The sequence below is a fragment of the Halomonas sp. TD01 genome (assembly GCF_923868895.1).
Lineage (GTDB): Bacteria > Pseudomonadota > Gammaproteobacteria > Pseudomonadales > Halomonadaceae > Vreelandella.
Window position 1 is genome coordinate 3,368,978 of record NZ_OV350343.1, and the last position, 19,034, is coordinate 3,388,011.

Annotated in this window: 19 protein-coding genes; 14 read left to right on the plus strand and 5 right to left on the minus strand. The window is 51.6% G+C overall.

The window, feature by feature from the left end:
• Nucleotides 1–12 precede the first annotated feature (12 nt).
• The 5 genes from L1X57_RS15205 to yidD are packed head-to-tail and all read left to right on the plus strand — an operon-like array spanning nt 13 to nt 3,811.
• Nucleotides 13–1,536, plus strand: a complete 1,524-nt coding sequence (locus L1X57_RS15205; RefSeq protein WP_009724416.1) for an inactive transglutaminase family protein — start codon at nt 13–15, stop codon at nt 1,534–1,536.
• Nucleotides 1,533–2,531 (plus strand): alpha-L-glutamate ligase-like protein, encoded by a 999-nt coding sequence (locus tag L1X57_RS15210; protein ID WP_039869620.1) that lies wholly within the window; start codon nt 1,533–1,535, stop codon nt 2,529–2,531. The genes L1X57_RS15205 and L1X57_RS15210 overlap by 4 nt, the downstream gene beginning before the upstream one ends.
• Before the next feature lie 31 nt (nt 2,532–2,562).
• Nucleotides 2,563–3,012, plus strand: a complete 450-nt coding sequence (locus L1X57_RS15215) for a transcriptional repressor (RefSeq protein ID WP_009724414.1) — start codon at nt 2,563–2,565, stop codon at nt 3,010–3,012.
• Complete coding sequence (hisI, locus tag L1X57_RS15220; RefSeq protein ID WP_009724413.1) at nt 3,012–3,479, plus strand: phosphoribosyl-AMP cyclohydrolase; 468 nt, start codon at nt 3,012–3,014, stop codon at nt 3,477–3,479. Before L1X57_RS15215 ends, hisI begins: the two co-directional genes overlap by 1 nt.
• A 35-nt stretch (nt 3,480–3,514) precedes the next feature.
• Nucleotides 3,515–3,811: a membrane protein insertion efficiency factor YidD gene (gene yidD, locus L1X57_RS15225; protein WP_143759776.1), complete on the plus strand. Its 297-nt coding sequence runs from the start codon at nt 3,515–3,517 to the stop codon at nt 3,809–3,811.
• A gap of 33 nt (nt 3,812–3,844) precedes the next feature.
• On the opposite strand, the gene L1X57_RS15230 is transcribed toward yidD, so the two are convergent.
• Together L1X57_RS15230 and L1X57_RS15235 are read right to left on the minus strand one after the other, a co-directional pair.
• Nucleotides 3,845–4,261, minus strand: coding sequence for a SufE family protein (locus L1X57_RS15230; protein ID WP_009724411.1), 417 nt, complete (start codon nt 4,259–4,261; stop codon nt 3,845–3,847).
• Between the two features lie 38 nt (nt 4,262–4,299).
• The gene (locus L1X57_RS15235) at nt 4,300–5,496 is read right to left on the minus strand and encodes a tyrosine-type recombinase/integrase (RefSeq protein ID WP_009724410.1); all 1,197 of its coding nucleotides are present in this window, start codon (nt 5,494–5,496) and stop codon (nt 4,300–4,302) included.
• Between the two features lie 204 nt (nt 5,497–5,700).
• On the opposite strand from L1X57_RS15235, the gene L1X57_RS15240 reads away from it, so the two are divergent.
• The gene (locus L1X57_RS15240; RefSeq protein ID WP_234667786.1) at nt 5,701–6,735 is read left to right on the plus strand and encodes a DNA-binding protein; all 1,035 of its coding nucleotides are present in this window, start codon (nt 5,701–5,703) and stop codon (nt 6,733–6,735) included.
• Between the two features lie 74 nt (nt 6,736–6,809).
• Here L1X57_RS15240 and nfuA read toward each other — a convergent pair whose 3' ends face one another.
• Complete coding sequence (gene nfuA / locus L1X57_RS15245; protein WP_009724407.1) at nt 6,810–7,421, minus strand: Fe-S biogenesis protein NfuA; 612 nt, start codon at nt 7,419–7,421, stop codon at nt 6,810–6,812.
• A gap of 286 nt (nt 7,422–7,707) precedes the next feature.
• On the opposite strand from nfuA, the gene metH reads away from it, so the two are divergent.
• From metH to L1X57_RS15265, 4 genes are all read left to right on the plus strand, one after another.
• On the plus strand, nt 7,708–11,403 hold the full coding sequence (gene metH / locus L1X57_RS15250) for a methionine synthase (protein ID WP_009724406.1): 3,696 nt from the start codon (nt 7,708–7,710) through the stop codon (nt 11,401–11,403).
• Complete coding sequence (locus tag L1X57_RS15255; RefSeq protein ID WP_009724405.1) at nt 11,403–12,719, plus strand: MATE family efflux transporter; 1,317 nt, start codon at nt 11,403–11,405, stop codon at nt 12,717–12,719. Before metH ends, L1X57_RS15255 begins: the two co-directional genes overlap by 1 nt.
• 138 nt (nt 12,720–12,857) lie before the next feature.
• Complete coding sequence (locus tag L1X57_RS15260; RefSeq protein ID WP_009724404.1) at nt 12,858–14,516, plus strand: nitrite/sulfite reductase; 1,659 nt, start codon at nt 12,858–12,860, stop codon at nt 14,514–14,516.
• Nucleotides 14,503–15,048 (plus strand): DUF934 domain-containing protein, encoded by a 546-nt coding sequence (locus tag L1X57_RS15265; protein ID WP_009724403.1) that lies wholly within the window; start codon nt 14,503–14,505, stop codon nt 15,046–15,048. The genes L1X57_RS15260 and L1X57_RS15265 overlap by 14 nt, the downstream gene beginning before the upstream one ends.
• 84 nt (nt 15,049–15,132) lie before the next feature.
• On the opposite strand, the gene smrA is transcribed toward L1X57_RS15265, so the two are convergent.
• Nucleotides 15,133–15,723: a DNA endonuclease SmrA gene (gene smrA / locus L1X57_RS15270; RefSeq protein WP_009724402.1), complete on the minus strand. Its 591-nt coding sequence runs from the start codon at nt 15,721–15,723 to the stop codon at nt 15,133–15,135.
• Nucleotides 15,724–15,858: 135 nt separating this feature from the next.
• On the opposite strand from smrA, the gene L1X57_RS15275 reads away from it, so the two are divergent.
• Genes L1X57_RS15275 through L1X57_RS15285 form a run of 3 tightly spaced genes read left to right on the plus strand, consistent with a single transcriptional unit; the run spans nt 15,859 to nt 17,392 of the window.
• Entirely contained in the window at nt 15,859–16,329 is a 471-nt protein-coding gene (locus L1X57_RS15275; RefSeq protein ID WP_009724401.1) for a gamma-glutamylcyclotransferase family protein, read from the plus strand.
• Nucleotides 16,330–16,376: 47 nt separating this feature from the next.
• Nucleotides 16,377–17,003 (plus strand): NAD(P)H:quinone oxidoreductase, encoded by a 627-nt coding sequence (gene wrbA / locus L1X57_RS15280; RefSeq protein ID WP_009724400.1) that lies wholly within the window; start codon nt 16,377–16,379, stop codon nt 17,001–17,003.
• Nucleotides 17,000–17,392, plus strand: coding sequence for a DUF2069 domain-containing protein (locus L1X57_RS15285; RefSeq protein WP_009724399.1), 393 nt, complete (start codon nt 17,000–17,002; stop codon nt 17,390–17,392). Before wrbA ends, L1X57_RS15285 begins: the two co-directional genes overlap by 4 nt.
• Nucleotides 17,393–17,414: 22 nt before the next feature.
• Here L1X57_RS15285 and L1X57_RS15290 read toward each other — a convergent pair whose 3' ends face one another.
• A complete protein-coding gene (locus L1X57_RS15290) occupies nt 17,415–18,107 on the minus strand; it encodes a cytochrome b/b6 domain-containing protein (RefSeq protein ID WP_009724398.1) in 693 nt (230 codons plus the stop codon).
• A gap of 237 nt (nt 18,108–18,344) precedes the next feature.
• Here L1X57_RS15290 and pdxH point away from each other — a divergent pair, with 237 nt between their 5' ends.
• Nucleotides 18,345–18,989 carry a pyridoxamine 5'-phosphate oxidase gene (gene pdxH / locus L1X57_RS15295; protein ID WP_009724397.1) on the plus strand — a complete coding sequence of 215 codons (645 nt, stop codon included), beginning with the start codon at nt 18,345–18,347 and terminating at the stop codon, nt 18,987–18,989.
• Nucleotides 18,990–19,034: the final 45 nt, after the last annotated feature.

The window sequence follows — 19,034 nt, forward strand, 5'->3', positions numbered from 1 at the left end:
AAAGGAATCATGATGTCACGGTTGCCGTTTTATTTGATCGTTGGATTACTGCTGCTGGTTGGTATTGCCGCCAGTGTGCATCGGCATGTTCAGTTTGAAATCCCCTGGCTACCCGGTGAACAGCGCCAAGTGTGGGAAATTGAAGCTGTTATCAATTTTAATGCCCAGAACGGTCCTGTTCAGGTTGATTTAGCGTTGCCCTCTCATCAGGCCGGCTATCGGGTTTTGACGGAAAATACGGCATCTTCTGGTTACGGACTTGCCTATAAAGCGGATGAACTAGGACGCCAGGCAGAGTGGACTATTCGGAGTGCTGCCGGTAGCCAGCAGCTATACTACTCTGTGCAGATGCTTGTTTCGCCGGACGCACGTTCGCCGGTACAAACGCCTCCAGAGTTATCGTCTATTCCTCCCTGGGAAAGCCCCTACGACACAGCCGCTAGTCAATTAATTGATCGTGCCTGGGCACGTAGCGCCAATAACGCCACCTTTGCAAGAGAGTTGATTTTAGATATTAATGGCGAACGCCAAGGAGAAAATGCGCGACTACTCTTAACCCAAGAACAGCCATCACCACTGATTGTTCGCTTATTAAGCCAAGCGGGTGTTCATGCAAGGGAAGTAAGCGGTCTATTGATGGAAGATGGTCGTCGTCGACAAACCCTCAGCAGTTGGATTCAAGTGTTCGACGAATCTGCCGAAACATGGACACTTTTCAACCCGGCCACCGGCGAACAGGGAAAACCCGATAACCTTCTCCTCTGGGAAACAGGTGGTCGCGCGGTGCTAGAGGTTCAGGGCGGCACCAACTCGCGCGTTACCTTTTCTATGTTAACGCATTATCAGCCTGCATCTGCGGCGGTTCGTAATCACTATTCTGATGACACATTACTGAACTTCTCGATCCACAGCCTTCCTTTGGAAGAGCAGGCGCTTTTCCAAACGATTCTGCTGATTCCTATTGGCGCATTAGTAGTAGTGTTCTTGCGAGTGCTGGTCGGCGTGAAAACGTCGGGCACTTTTATGCCGGTACTTATTGCATTAGCGTTTATTCAAACCACACTGTTGACGGGCTTAATTGGCTTCCTGTTGATTGTAGCCATGGGTTTGATCATTCGTAATTATCTGTCATACCTCAATCTATTGCTGGTAGCGAGGGTCTCGGCGGTGATCATCACCGTGATTGCGATCATCTCAATTTTCACCGTCATTGCTTACCGTATGGGCCTGAGCTCGGGGTTAACCGTCACGTTTTTCCCGATGATTATTCTGGCGTGGACGATTGAGCGGATGTCGATTCTTTGGGAAGAGGAAGGGCCAAAGCAGGTATTGATTCAAGGCGGGGGCAGTCTATTAACGGCTGTATTGGCTTTCCTGGCTATGAACAATCCTTGGGTTCGCCACATTACCTTCAACTTCCTTGGTGTTCAGTTCATTCTGATGGCGCTCATCTTATTGCTGGGTAATTACACAGGCTACCGCTTACTGGAGCTGCGCCGCTTTAAGCCAATTACAGATGAAGAGAAATCCTCATGAGCTGGCTAAAGAATTGGACGTGGCCCACACGACTTAGAGACAAGGGAATTATCGGCATGAACCGGCGAAACATTCGCTACATTGGCCGCTATAATTCACGTCGCCTATACCCGCTTGTTGACGATAAGCTGAAAACCAAGCTTCTCGCCCAACGCTATGGCATTACAACGCCAGAACTCATTGGCACGGTAACGACTCAGTTTGGCGTCAAGCACATCGATGAAATGCTGAGCGGCCATTCCGGCTTTGTAATCAAACCAGCCAAAGGCAGTGGCGGAAAAGGAATACTCGTCATTGAAAAGGTACAAGAAAATACCTTTATCAAGCCAAGCGGCGTTAGCTTAGTGATTGAAGATATTGAGCGCCACGTTTCGAACATACTTTCTGGACTGTATTCGCTAGGCGGCTCACCGGATGTCGCTGTTATCGAAACGCTGATCAATTTTGATGAAAGCTTGATGGCCTATACCTATGAAGGCGTACCGGATATCCGTGTCATCGTTTTTAAAGGGTATCCAGTGATGGCCATGATGCGGCTTTCCACCGCGGCGTCGGACGGCAAAGCCAATCTTCACCAAGGCGCCGTTGGTGTTGGCCTGAACATTGCCACAGGTGCGGCCCTACGTGGGGTGCAGTTTGATCGGCCGTGCTTTAGCCACCCTGATACAGGTCACGACTTGGCAAGTCTGGTTGTCCCCCAGTGGGACACCCTGCTCCACCTAGCAGCAGGCTGCTACGAGATGACCGGGCTTGGCTATCTTGGCACCGACATGGTGCTAGATCGAAAGCATGGCCCCATGCTACTTGAGCTTAATGCCCGCCCAGGGCTTGCTATACAAATGACTAACGGAGAAGGACTTCGCCGCAGGCTTGACCTGATCGAACAACAGCCTGACGGTGTTCCTGTCGCTAAGCGGGTAGCGTTTGCGCAGCACCACTTTGCCCGACAAAGTGAACTCGTAGAAACGCCTGACACCTCTTCGACGACGGCGTAGACTACGCATATTCCGTTCAACGAGTGCCCTAATGACAGAAGCTAATACGCTATTACAACAAGCGGAGTCCCAGTGTCATACCCGTGGCGTTAGATTTACACCTATTCGCCGCCGGGTATTAGAACTGATTGCGGAGAATGGTGGCGGCCTTAAAGCGTATGATTTGTTAGACCAGCTATCCACTGAACATGCCGCCGCAAGACCGCCTACGGTATACCGTGCTCTCGACTTTCTTATCGAGCAAGGCCTGGTTCATCGCATCGAGTCCCAGAACGCTTATGTGGCCTGCGCATGCCCCGAACATATCCACGGCTTTCAGCTGTTGATTTGTCGCCAATGTGGCTATGTTGAAGAACTTCACTTAGATGAAATAAGTGACCAACTGGCAGCCTTAGCTAAGCGTCAAGGATTTAACGTTGAGCGCCAAACGATTGAGCTTCAAGGCTTGTGCCAAAATTGCCGACCTGCGAGTAATGAGTAATGTCCCGTTTTGACCAATTAGCCCCACGCGACCTATTCAAAGCCCTAGAGTCTGCTAGCCCTTCCGATACCTTGCCCGGGACGGAAACTCTACTTGATGCAGTGCGCTTTAACGAAGATGGTTTGCTTCCGGCCATCGCCCAGCAGTTTGATTCGGGTGAAGTATTAATGATGGCGTGGATGAACCGGGAGGCACTTGAAGAAACGCTATCAACACAGCGTGTTTGCTACTATTCACGCTCGCGTCAAAAGCTGTGGCGCAAAGGCGAAACCTCTGGTCAACAGCAGCAGCTAAAAACTGCCGCACTCGACTGCGATGGCGATACGCTATTGCTACAGGTTGACCAAACGGGGCCTGCTTGCCACACCGGTCGACGCAGCTGTTTTTACTTATCGGTCAACGAGGCGCGTGCGGCGATTACGAGCGAGCCGCTTATCGACCCAGCGGCACTTTACGGCAAGAAATAGTGTTACGGCTGCTAGCCCTAGCAAAGCGCTGGAGCATGAAAGCACTTGCCATCGTTATGATTGGCTGCATTAAGGTTTATCAATACACAATCAGCCCTCTTCTGGGGCCGCGCTGTCGATTTTGGCCAAGCTGTTCGTCCTATACCGTTGAAGCCATTCAAGTGCACGGCCCTTTCAAAGGAGGATGGATGGCGTTAAAGCGCATTATAAGATGCCATCCAGGCAGCACCGGCGGTATCGACCCGGTGCCTGGCGGTAGAAGCGAACAATTGTGTCGAGAAGACCCCGATTTAACAGCGCCGCCGCACTCCAAATGCAATCATCGACGCTGATAATGCGCATCCACTCCCTACTACGACCGCCTATTACGGCTGCTTTGCCACTTGGTAAATACGCTCTAACATGGCATGCAAGCCGTTACTACGGGTAGGAGATAAGTGCTTATCCAAACCTAAATCTTTCAAGAAGTGAGGTTCGGTTTGGCTAATTTCATCAGGTGTGCGATCGCTATAGATTCTAAGCAGCAACGCAATCAGTCCTGAAACGATGGCCGCATCCGATGTTGCTTTGAAGATAAGCCTGTCGCCCTGCTCTTCGTGACACATCCATACGTTAGATTGGCAGCCCTGAATCTTAAACTCTTCAGTTCGCTGATCCTCCGGAAAGTCAGGCAACTGCTTCCCCATATCGATAATGTATTGATAACGATCCATCCAGTTATCAAATATTTCAAACTCTTCGACCAGTTCCTGCTGGGCCAGCTCAGCGCCTGAAGTTGCCATGGCGTTTCCTTTAGGTTGGTGTCTCAATATCATGCCCATTATAACGGGTCAGAAGGCGTTTTGGGGGCTGTTTTCAAACGATGGCGCTGCTGTTCTTGATGCCACTCATTATCTTCGGTATGTAAGTAACGACTAGTCGTATCCAGCTTAGAATGGCGGGCACTCTCCGCTAGATAGCGCAGGCTTACTCCCGATTGCGCTTGATGCGTGATCGCCGTATGCCGCAACCAGTGGGGGGTTGCACGGCGTAGCGCACTCACATAGGCAGGCTTGCCGTTTTGCGCCTCTAGCGCATCAGCCGCCTGTGTAAATACACCTTTAATCAACCGATAAAGCTGGTTGTCAGTAATTCCGCGCTGCTTATCCAGCGCTCGCATTAGCGGGGTAGGCTCATGGTAACTAGGTAGCCCCTCCAGCTTAAGCGCCTCTCGCCATTCGATTAAACATTCAAGCATGTCATCGGGTACTGGAATACGCGCAAGCTTGTTCCCCTTACCCACCACCACCCACCACCAACGGCCCTCGTTTTCCTGAAAGTCATCCATCCGCGCGTTGGCCATTTCACTAATACGCGGCGCTAACAAATAAGCGAAACTAAATATAAACCGGCACCGCGCCTGCTCATAAGCTTCGCGTTCAGTGGCGGGCTTCATTGTTGCATTCAGCCACTGCCAAAACCATACCCAAAGATCGCGCTCTAAGTAGCGCTCAATTGTCTGTGTCTGATTATTCAGTCGCCTCGCCTTGTCACGCATTAATACGAACGGGTTGTGGCTCACCCACCCTGCTTCCACCAGCCAGCTATATAAGCCCTGCAGAATAATCAGACTTTGTCGTCGACTTGCTGGCGAAAGCCCGCCCCGAAAAGGCCTCCATTGCGCATGATGGCGAGGCTTAGTTGGCCCTACCCACTGTTCAGCTGGCTGAGGGTCTTCTAAAAAAGCCTCATAGTGACGCAACATTTCACGGTTCATGTCACATAACGAATTGTTTTGGCTGGCCAGCCAAAACAACAGGCGCTCGGCCTCTCGGCGGTAACTTTTCAATGTTTGATGACTGTCTTGATACTCACGGAGCCACGCAGCTACAGCCTCAACGTCGTTTTTGGCATCAATTAACTGAGCGTCAATTCGCTGAGTATCGGGTACAGAAAACCTAGCCAGCAAATCAGACCAGTTGCCCTTTTCCAGGCCTTTGCTTGCTGGCACTTGCTGCTTTGCCACCTCTCTGGGCATCTCTTTGCTTCCCCCATATACATTGCATTCTTTTTCAATGGGTTAAGTGTGACCTTATCAGCACTAAAATTCAAGGTTATGGCAGTAATCTTGAATTAATAGGCATCAATGTAAATAATATTACGTTTTATGTATTACGTAATTATTGTAATTTTAATCAAACCCTATGAAAATAGCGTTATCAATCTGATAGGAATATGCGCCATGGCTCGCAGCGGCATTCAATACAGTGATGTTCAACAAGCAATCGATACCCTGCTCGCTCGCGGCGACACCCCAAGCGTTCAACGTATTCGCGAAGTACTGGGAACGGGCAGCTTCACGACGATCAGTGAACATTTCCGAAGTTGGCGCGTTGAACGTGAGCAAAACCGTGACGTTCCGCCCCCTAAAGGCGTTCCAGAAGTTATCGTTAACGTGGCAAGCGAGCTATGGCGAGAAGCGCAAGAGGCCGCCAATCAAGCGCTCATCCACTATCGTGAAGATGCTAATCGGCAGGTAGAGAGCGCCCAGCAGGAAGCCGCCGAAGCACTTCAGCAGACAGCGAATGCGGAACAACGAGAAAGCGCCCTTGCAGAACATTTGCGGCATACAGAACAACGCCTGGAAACACTGAACCGTGAGCTGGCTGCCAGCCAAGCAAGCGAACATCAATGGCAACAGCAGGCAGCGCAAGCCACTCATGACGCCAAGCAGTATCAACAACGTTTTACCAAAGCCGAACATGATATAGCCGCGCTAAAAGAGCACTTTGCTGAAGAGCAGCAGCAACGACAAATCACATGGGAACAGCGGTTAGCCCAGGAAGAACAGCGTAACGAAGCAGCTGAAGGAAAGCTGATGGCGCTGCTAGATACACTTAGGCAAGAGCGCGCCCAAGAAGAAAAAGCTCTGCAGAAGCGTCTTCAACAGATGGAGCAACGGTCAGACAGCTTGGCGAAAGAGCTTCAGCTAAAAAAAGAGACACTGCAGCACTACCAGTTAGACAACGGCAGTTTGCAACAGCGTATTGATGAGCTTGAGCGCATCAACGTATCGCTAAAGGAGCAACAATTCAGCCTACAGAGTGAGGTTGATAAAGCCTACCAGTCACTAGAACAGCAGCACCAAGCGGCCCTTAAAGATGAAAACTGGCAGCAACAGCTTTGGCAACGAATGGAAGCCCTTCAGGCGCAGTTAACGGCCCTGCCTGAGACGCTTTCCTCACAGGAAAAAGACGTCAACTCATCTGACGAGTGATCCATTGCGCATAAAAAAGCCCAGCAATACTCTGCTGGGCTTTTCGAAGCGAACACGACGCAACTAATATTTCATTAGCGGTAATAGGCGTTCGTTGTATCCGTATGATCGGTAACATCCCGGATACCGGCTAGCTCAGGGATGCGCTCCATCAGTGTTTTTTCTACGCCGTCTTTAAGCGTTAAATCTACCGCTGCACAGCCTTGGCAACCGCCGCCAAAGGCAAGAATTGCCATCTTGTCTTCGGTAAGCTCGACCAGCTTGATTTCACCACCGTGAGCCGCCAGCCCCGGGTTAATCTCACTGTAAAGCGTGTAGTTAATGCGATCTTCCAACGGGCTGTCCGCATTCACTTTGGGCATTTTAGCGTTAGGGGCCTTAATGGTTAACTGGCCACCCATACGATCCGCATTAAAATCGACAACCGCTTCATCTAAAAACGCCAAGCTGTTTTTATCGAGAAATACGTTAATTTTTTCAAGCTCGAGCTTAACGTCCGTCGGCTCTTCCTCACCTGGACGGCAATAGGCTAAACATGTTTCCGCGTAAGGCGTGCCGGGCTGAGTGATAAAAATACGTACGGCAATGCCTTCAACGTTCTGCTTTTCCAACAGTTCAGCAAGGTATTCCTGAGCACTGTCAGTAATATCAATACCTTGGGTATCAGTTTCAATAGTCGCGGTCATAAGGGATGTTATCCTCCCGTGGTAGTGGCGTGGCCACATCACATGTCATTTATAACTATTTCATTAACGCCTATGGTAAGCAAAACTGCTCGCCAGCACAATCCCGACTATTTTAGTAGGCTATTGCTTATGTATATGAGCGCGCCTAATTAAGATACTGCAATAACTTCACGTCCGCACTTGCTGCCCTATGGTGTGCCCTTTGTTATGATAGGCGCCGCTCACACTATGACGACGACTATAAAAATATCCTTTTCGACTGAGACGCTGGAGATTCCCCCCTGCCATGGCTGCTAGTGATTTGACTGCTTCCCTCACCCAACGCCTTGCCCAACGTATCCTGATTTTGGATGGCGGCATGGGTACCATGTTGCAGAACGCCGAACTCAGCGAGGACGATTTCCGTAGTGACCGCTTTCGTGACTGGCCGTCGGATCTTAAAGGTAATAACGATTTATTAGCGCTTACCTGTCCAGATCTGGTGGTGCGTATTCACCGCGACTATCTAGAAGCTGGCGCGGATATTATCGAAACCAATACGTTTAACAGCACGCGTCTTTCCCAGTCAGATTACGGCATGGAAGATCTGGTGCCCGAGTTAAATCGCGAATCGGCACGCCTGGCACGCAACGTTTGCGACGCCGTGGCTGCTGAAACCAATATCCCGCGGTATGTCGCTGGTGTACTTGGGCCAACTTCGCGCACTGCGTCTCTGTCGCCGGATGTCAACGACCCTTCTAAGCGCAATGTCACTTTTGACGAGCTTCGCGAGAACTATTACGAAGCCGCAAGCGCATTAATCGAAGGCGGTGCCGATCTTATTATGATCGAGACTATCTTCGACACACTGAATGCCAAAGCCGCCATCTATGCGCTTGAAGAGTTGTTTGATGATTTAGGCACTCGGCTGCCGGTGATGATTTCCGGCACGATCACCGATGCGTCAGGGCGTACGCTTTCTGGCCAAACCACCGAGGCATTCTGGAATTCTGTTCGCCACGCTCAGCCGCTCTCAGTTGGCTTGAACTGTGCTCTGGGTGCGGAAGAGCTGCGCCCTTACATCGAAGAACTTTCCACTAAAGCCGATACCTTTGTCTCTGCGCACCCCAATGCGGGCCTACCCAATGAGTTTGGTGAGTATGACCAAACCCCAGAGGAAATGGCGGCCATTGTCAGCGAGTTCGCGGAAAGTGGACTGGTCAATATTATTGGGGGGTGCTGTGGCTCAACCCCTGAGCATATTCAAGCCATCGCCGAGGCAGTCAGTTCGATGGCGCCCCGCAAAGTGGCTAGGCGCAGCCATGCGTGTCGCCTGTCTGGCTTAGAACCCTTCAATATTGAAGCCGACTCGCTGTTCGTCAACGTAGGTGAGCGCACCAACGTGACCGGCTCGGCGCGCTTTAAGCGGTTAATCGTCGAAGAAGACTTCACCACTGCGCTGGAAGTCGCCCTGGAGCAAGTAGAAAACGGCGCGCAAATTATCGACATCAACATGGATGAAGGCATGTTGGAGTCTCAGGAAGCAATGGTTCGCTTCCTGAATTTAATCGCTGGCGAACCCGATATCGCTCGCGTTCCGATCATGATCGACTCCTCTAAATGGGACATCATCGAGGCGGGCCTTAAGTGCGTTCAAGGCAAAGCGGTTGTTAACTCTATCTCGCTGAAAGAAGGCGAAGCCGCGTTCCGAGAACAAGCCACCAAATGTCGCCGTTTTGGCGCCGCCATTGTGGTCATGGCGTTTGATGAAGAAGGCCAAGCAGATACCTTTGCGCGTAAAACTGAAATATGTGAGCGCGCCTATCGCTTGCTGGTCGATGACATCGGCTTCCCGGCGGAAGATATTATTTTTGACCCTAATATCTTTGCCATCGCTACCGGTATTGATGAGCACAATAACTACGCCGTTGACTTCATTGAGGCCACCCAGTGGATTCGTGAGCACCTGCCCCACGCGATGATCTCGGGCGGCGTGTCGAACGTCTCGTTTTCATTTCGGGGTAATAATCCAGTACGTGAAGCCATTCACTCGGTGTTCCTTTACCACGCCATTCGTGCGGGCCTCAGCATGGGCATCGTCAATGCGGGCCAATTGGCGGTTTATGACGACCTACCCGCCGAACTGCGTGATGCAGTAGAAGACGTGGTACTTAACCGTCGTAGCGATGGCACCGAACGGCTGCTTGACCTTGCCGACAAGTACAAGGGCGATGGTAGCGGCGCGGCTAAAAAAGAGGATCTAGAGTGGCGCAGCTGGCCAGTCAATAAGCGTATCGAGCACGCGTTGGTTAAGGGCGTAACGGCGTATATAGAAGATGACACCGAACAGGCACGCGCCGAAGCGGCCCGCCCCATCGAAGTCATTGAAGGCCCGTTGATGGATGGCATGAACGTGGTCGGCGATCTGTTTGGTGCAGGTAAAATGTTCCTGCCCCAGGTGGTTAAGTCGGCGCGCGTCATGAAACAGGCGGTTGCTTACCTGATACCCTATATCGAAGCGGAAAAAAGCGAAGAGACCAAGGCCAAAGGCAAGATCGTAATGGCCACGGTCAAAGGCGATGTTCACGACATTGGTAAAAACATTGTCGGCGTAGTGCTGCAGTGTAATAACTATGAAGTCATCGACCTTGGCGTAATGGTGCCCACTGAAAAAATTCTCCAGGCCGCTCTAGACCATAATGCTGACATCATTGGGCTTTCAGGACTGATTACCCCTTCGCTCGATGAAATGGTGCATGTTGCTAAAGAAATGAAGCGCCGGGGCATGAATCTGCCGCTGCTCATTGGTGGTGCTACTACCTCCAAAGCCCATACTGCCGTAAAAATTGAGCCACAATACGATCACCCAGTGATTTATGTGACCGATGCCTCCCGGGCGGTTGGCGTTGCAGGCCGTTTACTGGCACCGAATCTTAAAGCCGCCTACGTTGCCGAGATTCGCGAAGAGTACGAAAAAGTGCGCGAGCGTAACGCCAAACGCCGCCCTAAAGCCGCAGACCTGGATTATACCCAAGCCCGTAAACGGCGCTTCCGCACGGATTGGAACAGCCTTACCCCGGTTAAACCTCAAGTATTGGGCCTCAAAACCTTCGATGACTACGATCTTGAAGAACTGGTTGAACGAATCGATTGGACACCGTTCTTTATGAGTTGGCAGCTCGCCGGCAAGTACCCCAAAATCCTTGAAGACAAGGTAGTCGGGGAAGCTGCGCGCAATTTGTTTGCAGATGCTAAAGTGATGCTGCGCAAACTAATCGACGAAAAGCGTGTTCAGGCGCGCGGCGTCATTGGCCTGTGGCCCGCTAACAGCGTCGATGACGATGTCATTGAAGTGTATGCCGATGAAAGCCGTACCGAGGTAGTTGAGCGCTTGCACCACATTCGGCAGCAGACCACCAAAGGGCGTGACGGTATTTGCTACAGCCTGGCGGACTTTATTGCACCCAAAGAAAGCGGTAAAGCCGACTGGATTGGCGGTTTTGCCGTCACCACTGGACATGGCGTTGACGAGCTCTCCAAAGCCTACGAAGCGGCCGGCGATGATTACAACGCTATTATGGTGCAAGCGTTAACCGACCGCTTGGCAGAAGCGTTTGCCGAGCGCATGCACGAGCGCGTGCGCAAAGAGTTTTGGGGCTACGTACCTGAAGAGACACTGGATAATGACGCGCTAATTGCCGAGAAATATCAGGGTATCCGCCCTGCTCCTGGTTACCCAGCCTGCCCTGACCATACCGAAAAGGCCACGCTGTTCCGGCTGCTTGATGCGACAGAAAACACCGGCTTGGCACTAACCGAGAACTTTGCTATGTGGCCTGCGGCGGCGGTTTCTGGCTGGTACTTCGCACACCCACAGTCAAAATATTTCTCTACCGGCAAAATTACCCGAGATCAAGTAGAAGCAATTGCGCAGCGTAAGCAGATGCCGTTAGTGGAAATGGAGCGCTGGCTATCTCCGGTGCTCTCTTACGACCCTAGCTAATGTCACCTGTGGTACGCCGCCAAGGTAAGGTTATGCGCTTAGCCTTACCCATCATGCTGGGCATGCTCTCACAGAGCATGCTTAATCTTATTGACGCTGCGCTAGTTGGCCATTTAGGCCAAGAGGCATTAGCAGGCGTTGGTATCGGCGGTTATGCCATGTTTATGATGACAGCGCTGGTCTTTGGCCTCTCCTCCAGCGTCCAGTCGCAAACCTCTCAAGACCTGGGCGCAGGACACTTCCCGCTGACACGCTCACTGCACTCGGGCTTGCTCATCGCTGTTATGGTTGGCATTCCATTGTCGTTCCTCGCGTGGTGGCAGGCTCCCTGGTTAATACAGCTGATGACGCCAGCAGATGACGTGATGGCGATTGCCGTTGAGTATTTCCGCTGGCGCGTTGTTTCGTTAACGGCGATTGCCCTGACACTTTGCTTTCGCGGCTACTGGAACGGGCGGCAACACACGCACCTTTACCTACGAATTATCGTGATTGTGCATGTGCTTAACGTAATCGCTAGTGCGGGGTTAATTTACGGCATTGGCGGCCTCCCAGAACTAGGTGCCATTGGCGCGGGTATTGGCACGACACTGTCGATACTGCTGGGGCTGATTATTTGGGCCGGAGTGACCTATAACGCCCATGCACTTGCCCAACAGAAGCAAACATTGCACTCAATACGCACGACGCTATTTCTTGCGTTTCCTCATTCAATGCAACAAGTGTGGTTTGCCGCAGGTTATGTGGTGCTGTTCTGGCTATTAGCCAAGATGGGCACGGAGAGTGTCGCCGTCGGCCATGTGCTAGTGAATTTGTCGTTACTACTTATTTTACCTGGGGTTGGGGTTGGCGTAGCGGCAATGAGTCTGGTAGGAGAAGCGTTAGGGCGGGATGATCAACAGGCGGCACACCGCTGGGGAATCGATGCTCTAAGCGTCGCAGGCGTTATGCTGGCAGTGTTGGCACTCCCCATGCTCTTGTTCCCTGCAGCTGTTCTGACTATTTTCTTCGAAGACCCTTCGCTCATTCAGCTGGGTACTCTACCGTTACAAATTACTGGCCTTATGATTGTGCTGGATGCTGCCGCCCTTGTGTTGGCCCAGGCGTTAATGGGCGCTGGCGCCCAGCGAACAGTGATGCTGCTTACTTTGGGTATACAGTGGTTGGTATTCTTACCATTGGCTTGGTGGGTAGGCATTGAAATGGGATATGGGCTACTCGGTGTGTGGTTAGTGCAACTCTTTTACCGCTCACTCAATTCCGGCAGCTTCTTATGGGTTTGGCAGCGTCGACGCTGGTTAGCTCAAGCGCTATGACTTATAAACCGCAAATACCATTTAGCGATAAAAAGATAATTATATATTCTTTTGTAGAATATGACGCCCGCGTTAAGGTGACGGCACATTACCGTCCGTCTCGACGTGACCATTTCGCTTTTAGCAGGATCGTGCCACATGTACCGTTATGATATTCACGACCAAACGTTGGTTGACGAGCGCGTTGCTCAGTTTCGTGACCAAATGGACCGCTACCGCGCCGGACGTTTGGGAGAAGAAGAGTTTCGCCCGCTGCGACTCCAAAACGGCCTGTATATTCAGAAGCATGCGCCTATGCTGCGAATTGCCATTCCTTACGGCATGCTGGCGGGCGAGCAGCTTCGTGCATTAGCGGACATTACTCGCCGCTATGACCGTGGCTATGGCCACTTCACAACACGGCAAAACTTGCAGCTGAACTGGCCGGCACTGGAAGACGTGCCCGATATTTTGGCAGATCTAGCCAAAGTACAAATGCACGCTATTCAAACCAGCGGCAACTGTATCCGTAATACCACCAGCGATCAGTTTGCCGGTATCGCGGGTGATGAAGTGGAAGATCCACGCCCTTGGTGTGAATTAATTCGCCAGTGGTCTACTTTGCATCCTGAGTTTGCCTATCTGCCGCGCAAATTTAAAATTGCCGTCAGCGGTGCCGCACAGGATCGCGCCGCCATCCAAGTGCACGATATCGGCTTACGGCTATGGCGCAACGAAGACGGTGAAGTACGCATTAAAGTGCTAGCAGGTGGTGGTCTTGGCCGCACGCCGATGATTGGCGATGTGGTGCGCGAAGACCTTCCCTGGCAGCACCTGTTAACGTATTTGGAAGCGTGTGTTCGCGTTTATAACCAGTTTGGTCGCCGCGATAACAAGTTTAAAGCACGTATTAAAATTCTGGTCAAAGCACTGGGCATTGAAGAGTTTCGTCGCCGCGTTGACGAAGAGTGGGCGCATCTTAAAGATGGCCCGCAAACACTCAACCAAGCAGCGGTTGATGCGGCCAAGATCCACTTCCCTGAGCCAGCGCGTCGTCCGGTTGCTGAGAGTGCCATAGCCGACTTCGAACAGCTGCGCAGCGAAAATCGCAGCCTAGCTCGTTTTGTGACAAATAACGTCACCGACCACAAAGTTTCGGGCTATAAAGCCGTGACTCTCTCGCTTAAGCGCCGCGAACACGCGCCTGGCGACGTCACTGCAGACCAGATGGAAGCAGTAGCCGACCTGGCGGATCGCTATAGCTTCGGTGAAGTACGCGTTACTCACGAGCAGAATCTGGTGCTATCTGACGTTCCCGTCGACGAGCTGGAAGCACTCTGGAAAGAGCTCGACGCACTGGGCATGGCCAACCCCACAGTGGGTACGCTGAACGACATTATCTGCTGCCCTGGCGGCGACTACTGCGGTTTGGCCAATGCGGTCTCCATCCCTATCGCTCAAGCACTGCAGGAGCGGTTTGAGGATCTGGATTTCCTATACGACCTCGGTCCACTGGACCTCAATATCTCAGGCTGCATGAACGCCTGTGGGCACCACCATGTTGGCCACATCGGCATATTAGGCGTTGATAAAAAAGGCGAAGAGTATTACCAGATCTCGATTGGTGGTAACTCAACTGACGATGCGTCGTTAGGTAAAATTCTTGGACCCTCTTTCTACCGCGAAGACGTGCCGGACGTTGTCGATAAAGTACTCCAAGTCTATGTGGCCGAACGTCACGAAGACGAGCGATTCCTCGACACCTATCGCCGTATTGGCTTAAAACCCTTTAAGGAGCGTGTTTATGCCCAGCAATGACACTCAAACTGATGCGGTTGAGCTTACGCCAGTACATGTCGACCATCTGATCGCTGATGGTGAACTGGCAGCAGAAAATGCGTGGTGTGTGTCCTATGACGCAGAAACGCTTCCTGAACAGCGTCCCGCTTTTGTACCGCTGGTCTTGTGGCAAGCGAACCAGGACGATGCCGAGCTAGCGCCACTGCTCTCAAGCGACACCGAGTTAACCACGGAACTTGGCCAGCAGCTGAGCAGTACCAGTGCCATAGCCATTGATTTCCCAGCGTTTACGGATGGACGTGGCTATACCCTGGCCCGTTTGCTTCGCGAACGCTACGGCTATACCGGCGAAGTACGTGCAGTCGGTGATGTTTTGGTCGACCAGTTGGATTACATGCGCCGCTGCGGCTTTACCGCCATGGCCCTGCGTGATGATCAGCATCCTGACGATGCCATTCGCGCGTTGAACATGTTTAGCGTCCGCTACCAAACCGATGTTGAGCAACGCCAAGCATTGTTCGAACGCCGCCTAGCGGACAGCAAGCAATAACCGCGATCGAAAGAGATAGAAGTAGAAATAGAAATAGAAAGGGCAGCTTCTCAGCTGCCCTTTTGCTTGATAAAGAATGGCATGTTAACCGCGACGTTTTTGCTGGCGTTCACGATTGTTAGACTTGGCACGATCACTTTTACGCAACATAACCCAGGTGGCACCAAGGCCGCCCTCCGAAGGCTGCGCAGAAACATAGGCTTGCACTTCATCGAATTGAGTAAGCCATTTAGCCAAATAGGAACGCAGGACATTCGCAGGGCTGTCTATTTCTCGGCCTCTCCCATGCACAATGAGCACAGAGCGAAGGTCGTGGGCGTACGCTTCATGAATAAACGGGAACAGCATTCTGCGGCACTCTGCCAAAGGTCGCCGTAAAAGATGTAATTGCGCCTGAACACTGTAACCACCATGCTTCAGTTTATCGACTACACCTTGCTGAATACCCTCACGGCGGTATTCAATCGGGTCAAAGGGCGGTAACAGATCAACAAAATCATCGGATAAGAAGTTACGCTCTTCTAACCGCTCTTCAGCACTCTCACGTCGAGCCAGCTGGGCCTCTGTTGGCCGCTGGCGTTGGGTGCCTGTATCTGCGCGGTTATGCTTGGGTAGCGGCTTTACATCGCCAACCAACGCACTGAAATCCATCTCATCACGAAGTGATTGATTCATAACAGGCTCCTCCGATAGGGGCTAATGCCTAAGCGTAGAGTACCTATCCTAGCAAACCCGCCGACATTGCTTAAGACTTGTTTTCATTAACATCTAACGCCACGCTGTGTAGCAGACGTAATGAAAGGAGTGGGCATGGTTTGGTTAAAACGTTTTATCGCTTGCGGGATAGCACTAATGATCGGTATGGCAGGCTGGCTCTGGCTGACAATGCTGAGCCCGTGGTTTTACGAGCGCCCTTCCCACTTGCCGGTCATTGAAAAGCGTACCCACAGTGTCTTCGTGTACGGCACGCTGCGCTACTCTCCCGTGCGCTGGATAGTTATGGGCAGTTCAGGCGACCCGCAAGCAGCACGGCTCGAGGGCTTTACAAAAGAAGGCCTGGACCTGGCTCCCGATGCCGATAGTCATGTAGAAGGCTTGCGGTTAGAAGTAACCGCTGATCAGTTATTGCGACTGGACCGCTATGAGCGCTTGGGCGTTCGCTATGAGCGGGTCAAACAAACGCTTTCTGACGGTTCAACAGCATGGGTTTACGTGCGACTGCCTACGCTTAGCCAATTGCTTAACTCATCTCCTGTACAACCGGTTGCTCTGGTACCATAAGCAGACAACGCAGTGCCCTCTTTACGTCGTTATTTTTAGGATACCTCATGAGTGATTCCACGCCGTTTGTTTTAATTCTTTACTATTCGCGCTCCGGAGCCACGGCGGATATGGCACGCCAAATTGCAGCAGGTGTCGAAAGCATCACGGGTGTTGAAGCACGCCTTCGTACAGTGCCCCCGGTCTCCACTACGTGTGAAGCCGTTGACCCCGAGATTCCAGCCGAGGGAGCGGTTTATGCAGACCTTGAGGATTTACGCCACTGCAGCGCATTGGCATTGGGCAGCCCTACACGTTTTGGCAACATGGCTGCGCCACTTAAATATTTTTTAGATACCACCAGCAGCTTATGGATGAATGGCGCGTTAATTGATAAACCTGCCTGTGCATTTACATCTACTTCAAGCCTTCACGGTGGCCAAGAAAGCACGCTGCTCACCATGCTAATTCCATTACTGCACCACGGTATGGTTTATGCAGGCATTCCTTATAATGAGACAGCTTTGCTCGCAACCCAGGCTGGCGGCACTCCCTATGGGGCTAGCCATGTCGCTGGCGCACGTAGCGACCGCCCGGTCAATGAACACGAGCGCGAACTGTGTCTTGCTCAAGGCAAACGGTTGGCTAGGCTGACGCGAGCGCTACATAAAATGCGCCTGGAGGAAACGGCATGAGGCAGTGGCTAGAAGGTCTCGAAACTCGTCATGGACTGGACAAGCTCACACAGCAAGCTAGGCAACTGGTGCTCGTCAGCTTTGTCATTTTGCTGCTTCTGGTTATCTACCGTGGCTTTTTAATTCAGGGCGATACCTTTAACTGGCGTCCAGTGGTCGCATTTGTACTGCCTCTCGTGCTCTTTCTGCCATCCATCATTGGCCAGCGTGCCAGAGGGCATGCCTGGTTAGCATTTGTCAGCTTGCTCTACTTTACCCAAGGCGTCATGCTTGCGACCTTGCCAGATCAAGGTATACGCGGCGTGCTTGAAGCGGTTATCTCACTGATGCTATTCACTGGCTGTATGGCGTACGCACGTTTTCGCAGTCGCCAGCAGCGCCAAGGGTAAGCTTAACTAGTTCTCTGTTTGTCTAATAGGGGTAAAACCATAGCCAGCCACAGACGCCTACCGCAACTAAAAAAGCACCTAGCGCAAATAAGCGATGCTTAGTTCGGTGGGCAGGTTTTATATCTATCGGTTCGCTAGTGAAACGTTTGATGCCCGTCACCATTGCAGGCACTAAGTGCTCTCCTTGCAGAGCATGAACAATGATGCCCACAAGATGCATTCCTATGAGTATAAGCAGCACATCGCTGTTTAGCGCATGCAAGCTGGCCAGTCCGCTACTCACGTCTCGGCCCAGCAAACCGTAAAGCGGCCCTTGAAAGAAGATATCGTCACTCAGGAACAGTCCACTTGCTGCCTGAAAACTCAGTGAGAGCAACAAAAGTACCACCATCCAGCCGCCTAGGGGGTTGTGGCTTGCATAGTGTGGTGCACGCCGCTTTAGCAGCGCTTTGGCATAAATTGCCGTGTCCTTAGGCCCATAAATAAACGTACTAAAGCGAGCATAAGCAGAGCCTGATACGCCCCATAACACGCGAAATACCAGTAAACCAATAATGATGTAGCCAGCTTGGGCGTGAACCTCAATCGGAAACAAAAATGGTGCACCGTTGGTTTTGGTGGTGTAAAACGAAATGATCACCGCTGCCAACAGACACCAATGAAATAAGCGTATAAACACATCCCAAACAGCCAGCTGTTTTCTATCATTCTGCATCACGTTGCCCTTTATCTTCTATTCATACATTTTCTCATTTCTTCAATGATTCTGATATAACGCATTACAGAACGTAGTCGACGCGTTATACAATCAAACAACTTTAAGTTAGCCATAACGCCATCAACCTCTGGCCTGGGCTTCTGAATAGAGCGTGTAAGCAGGGCTGAGAGACAGGGCTTGAGCTTTACGAACAGACCAGCGAACATGAACAAAATTTAAAGGGAGCAGTATTCAATGACACGCAATATAGCTGATATTAGGCGCGATTATGAAGGTGGGCACCTTGATGAAGCCCAGGCCCCCGACGACCCCTTTGTGCTGTTTGATGAGTGGTTTAGCCTAGCGCTGGAAACAGAAGGACAAGACGGTAACGCAATGACCCTTTCTACAGTAGACAGCCAGGGACGCCCCCATGCCCGTGTCGTACTGCTGAAAGGGTTTGACGAGAAAGGTATGGTGTTTTTTACCAATTACCATAGCCACAAAGGCAGTGAACTCAGCAATGTACCTTTCGCCGCCATTACCTTTTGGTGGCCTTCGCAGTCGCGCCAAGTCCGTATCGAAGGGCCCGTTGAACGGGTGGCTCATTCCGAGTCTGATGAATACTTTTCGAGCCGGCCGCGTGGCAGCCAGCTGGGTACCTGGATTGCTACCCAGAGCGTCGTGATTCCTGACCGCAACTGGATTGAAGAACGCCAAAAACGCTTTGAACAGGCCTATGAAGGCCAAGATATTCCTCGTCCGAATCATTGGGGCGGATATCGAGTTAAACCAGAAATGATTGAGTTCTGGCAGGGACAGCCTAGTCGCCTTCATGACCGCCTGCGCTTTGAACGGCGTGATGGCGGCGACTGGAGCCGCTTCCGCCTAGCACCGTAACGTAGGCTTTATCATCACCCGCTGTTACCAAGCTCATGAATAGGC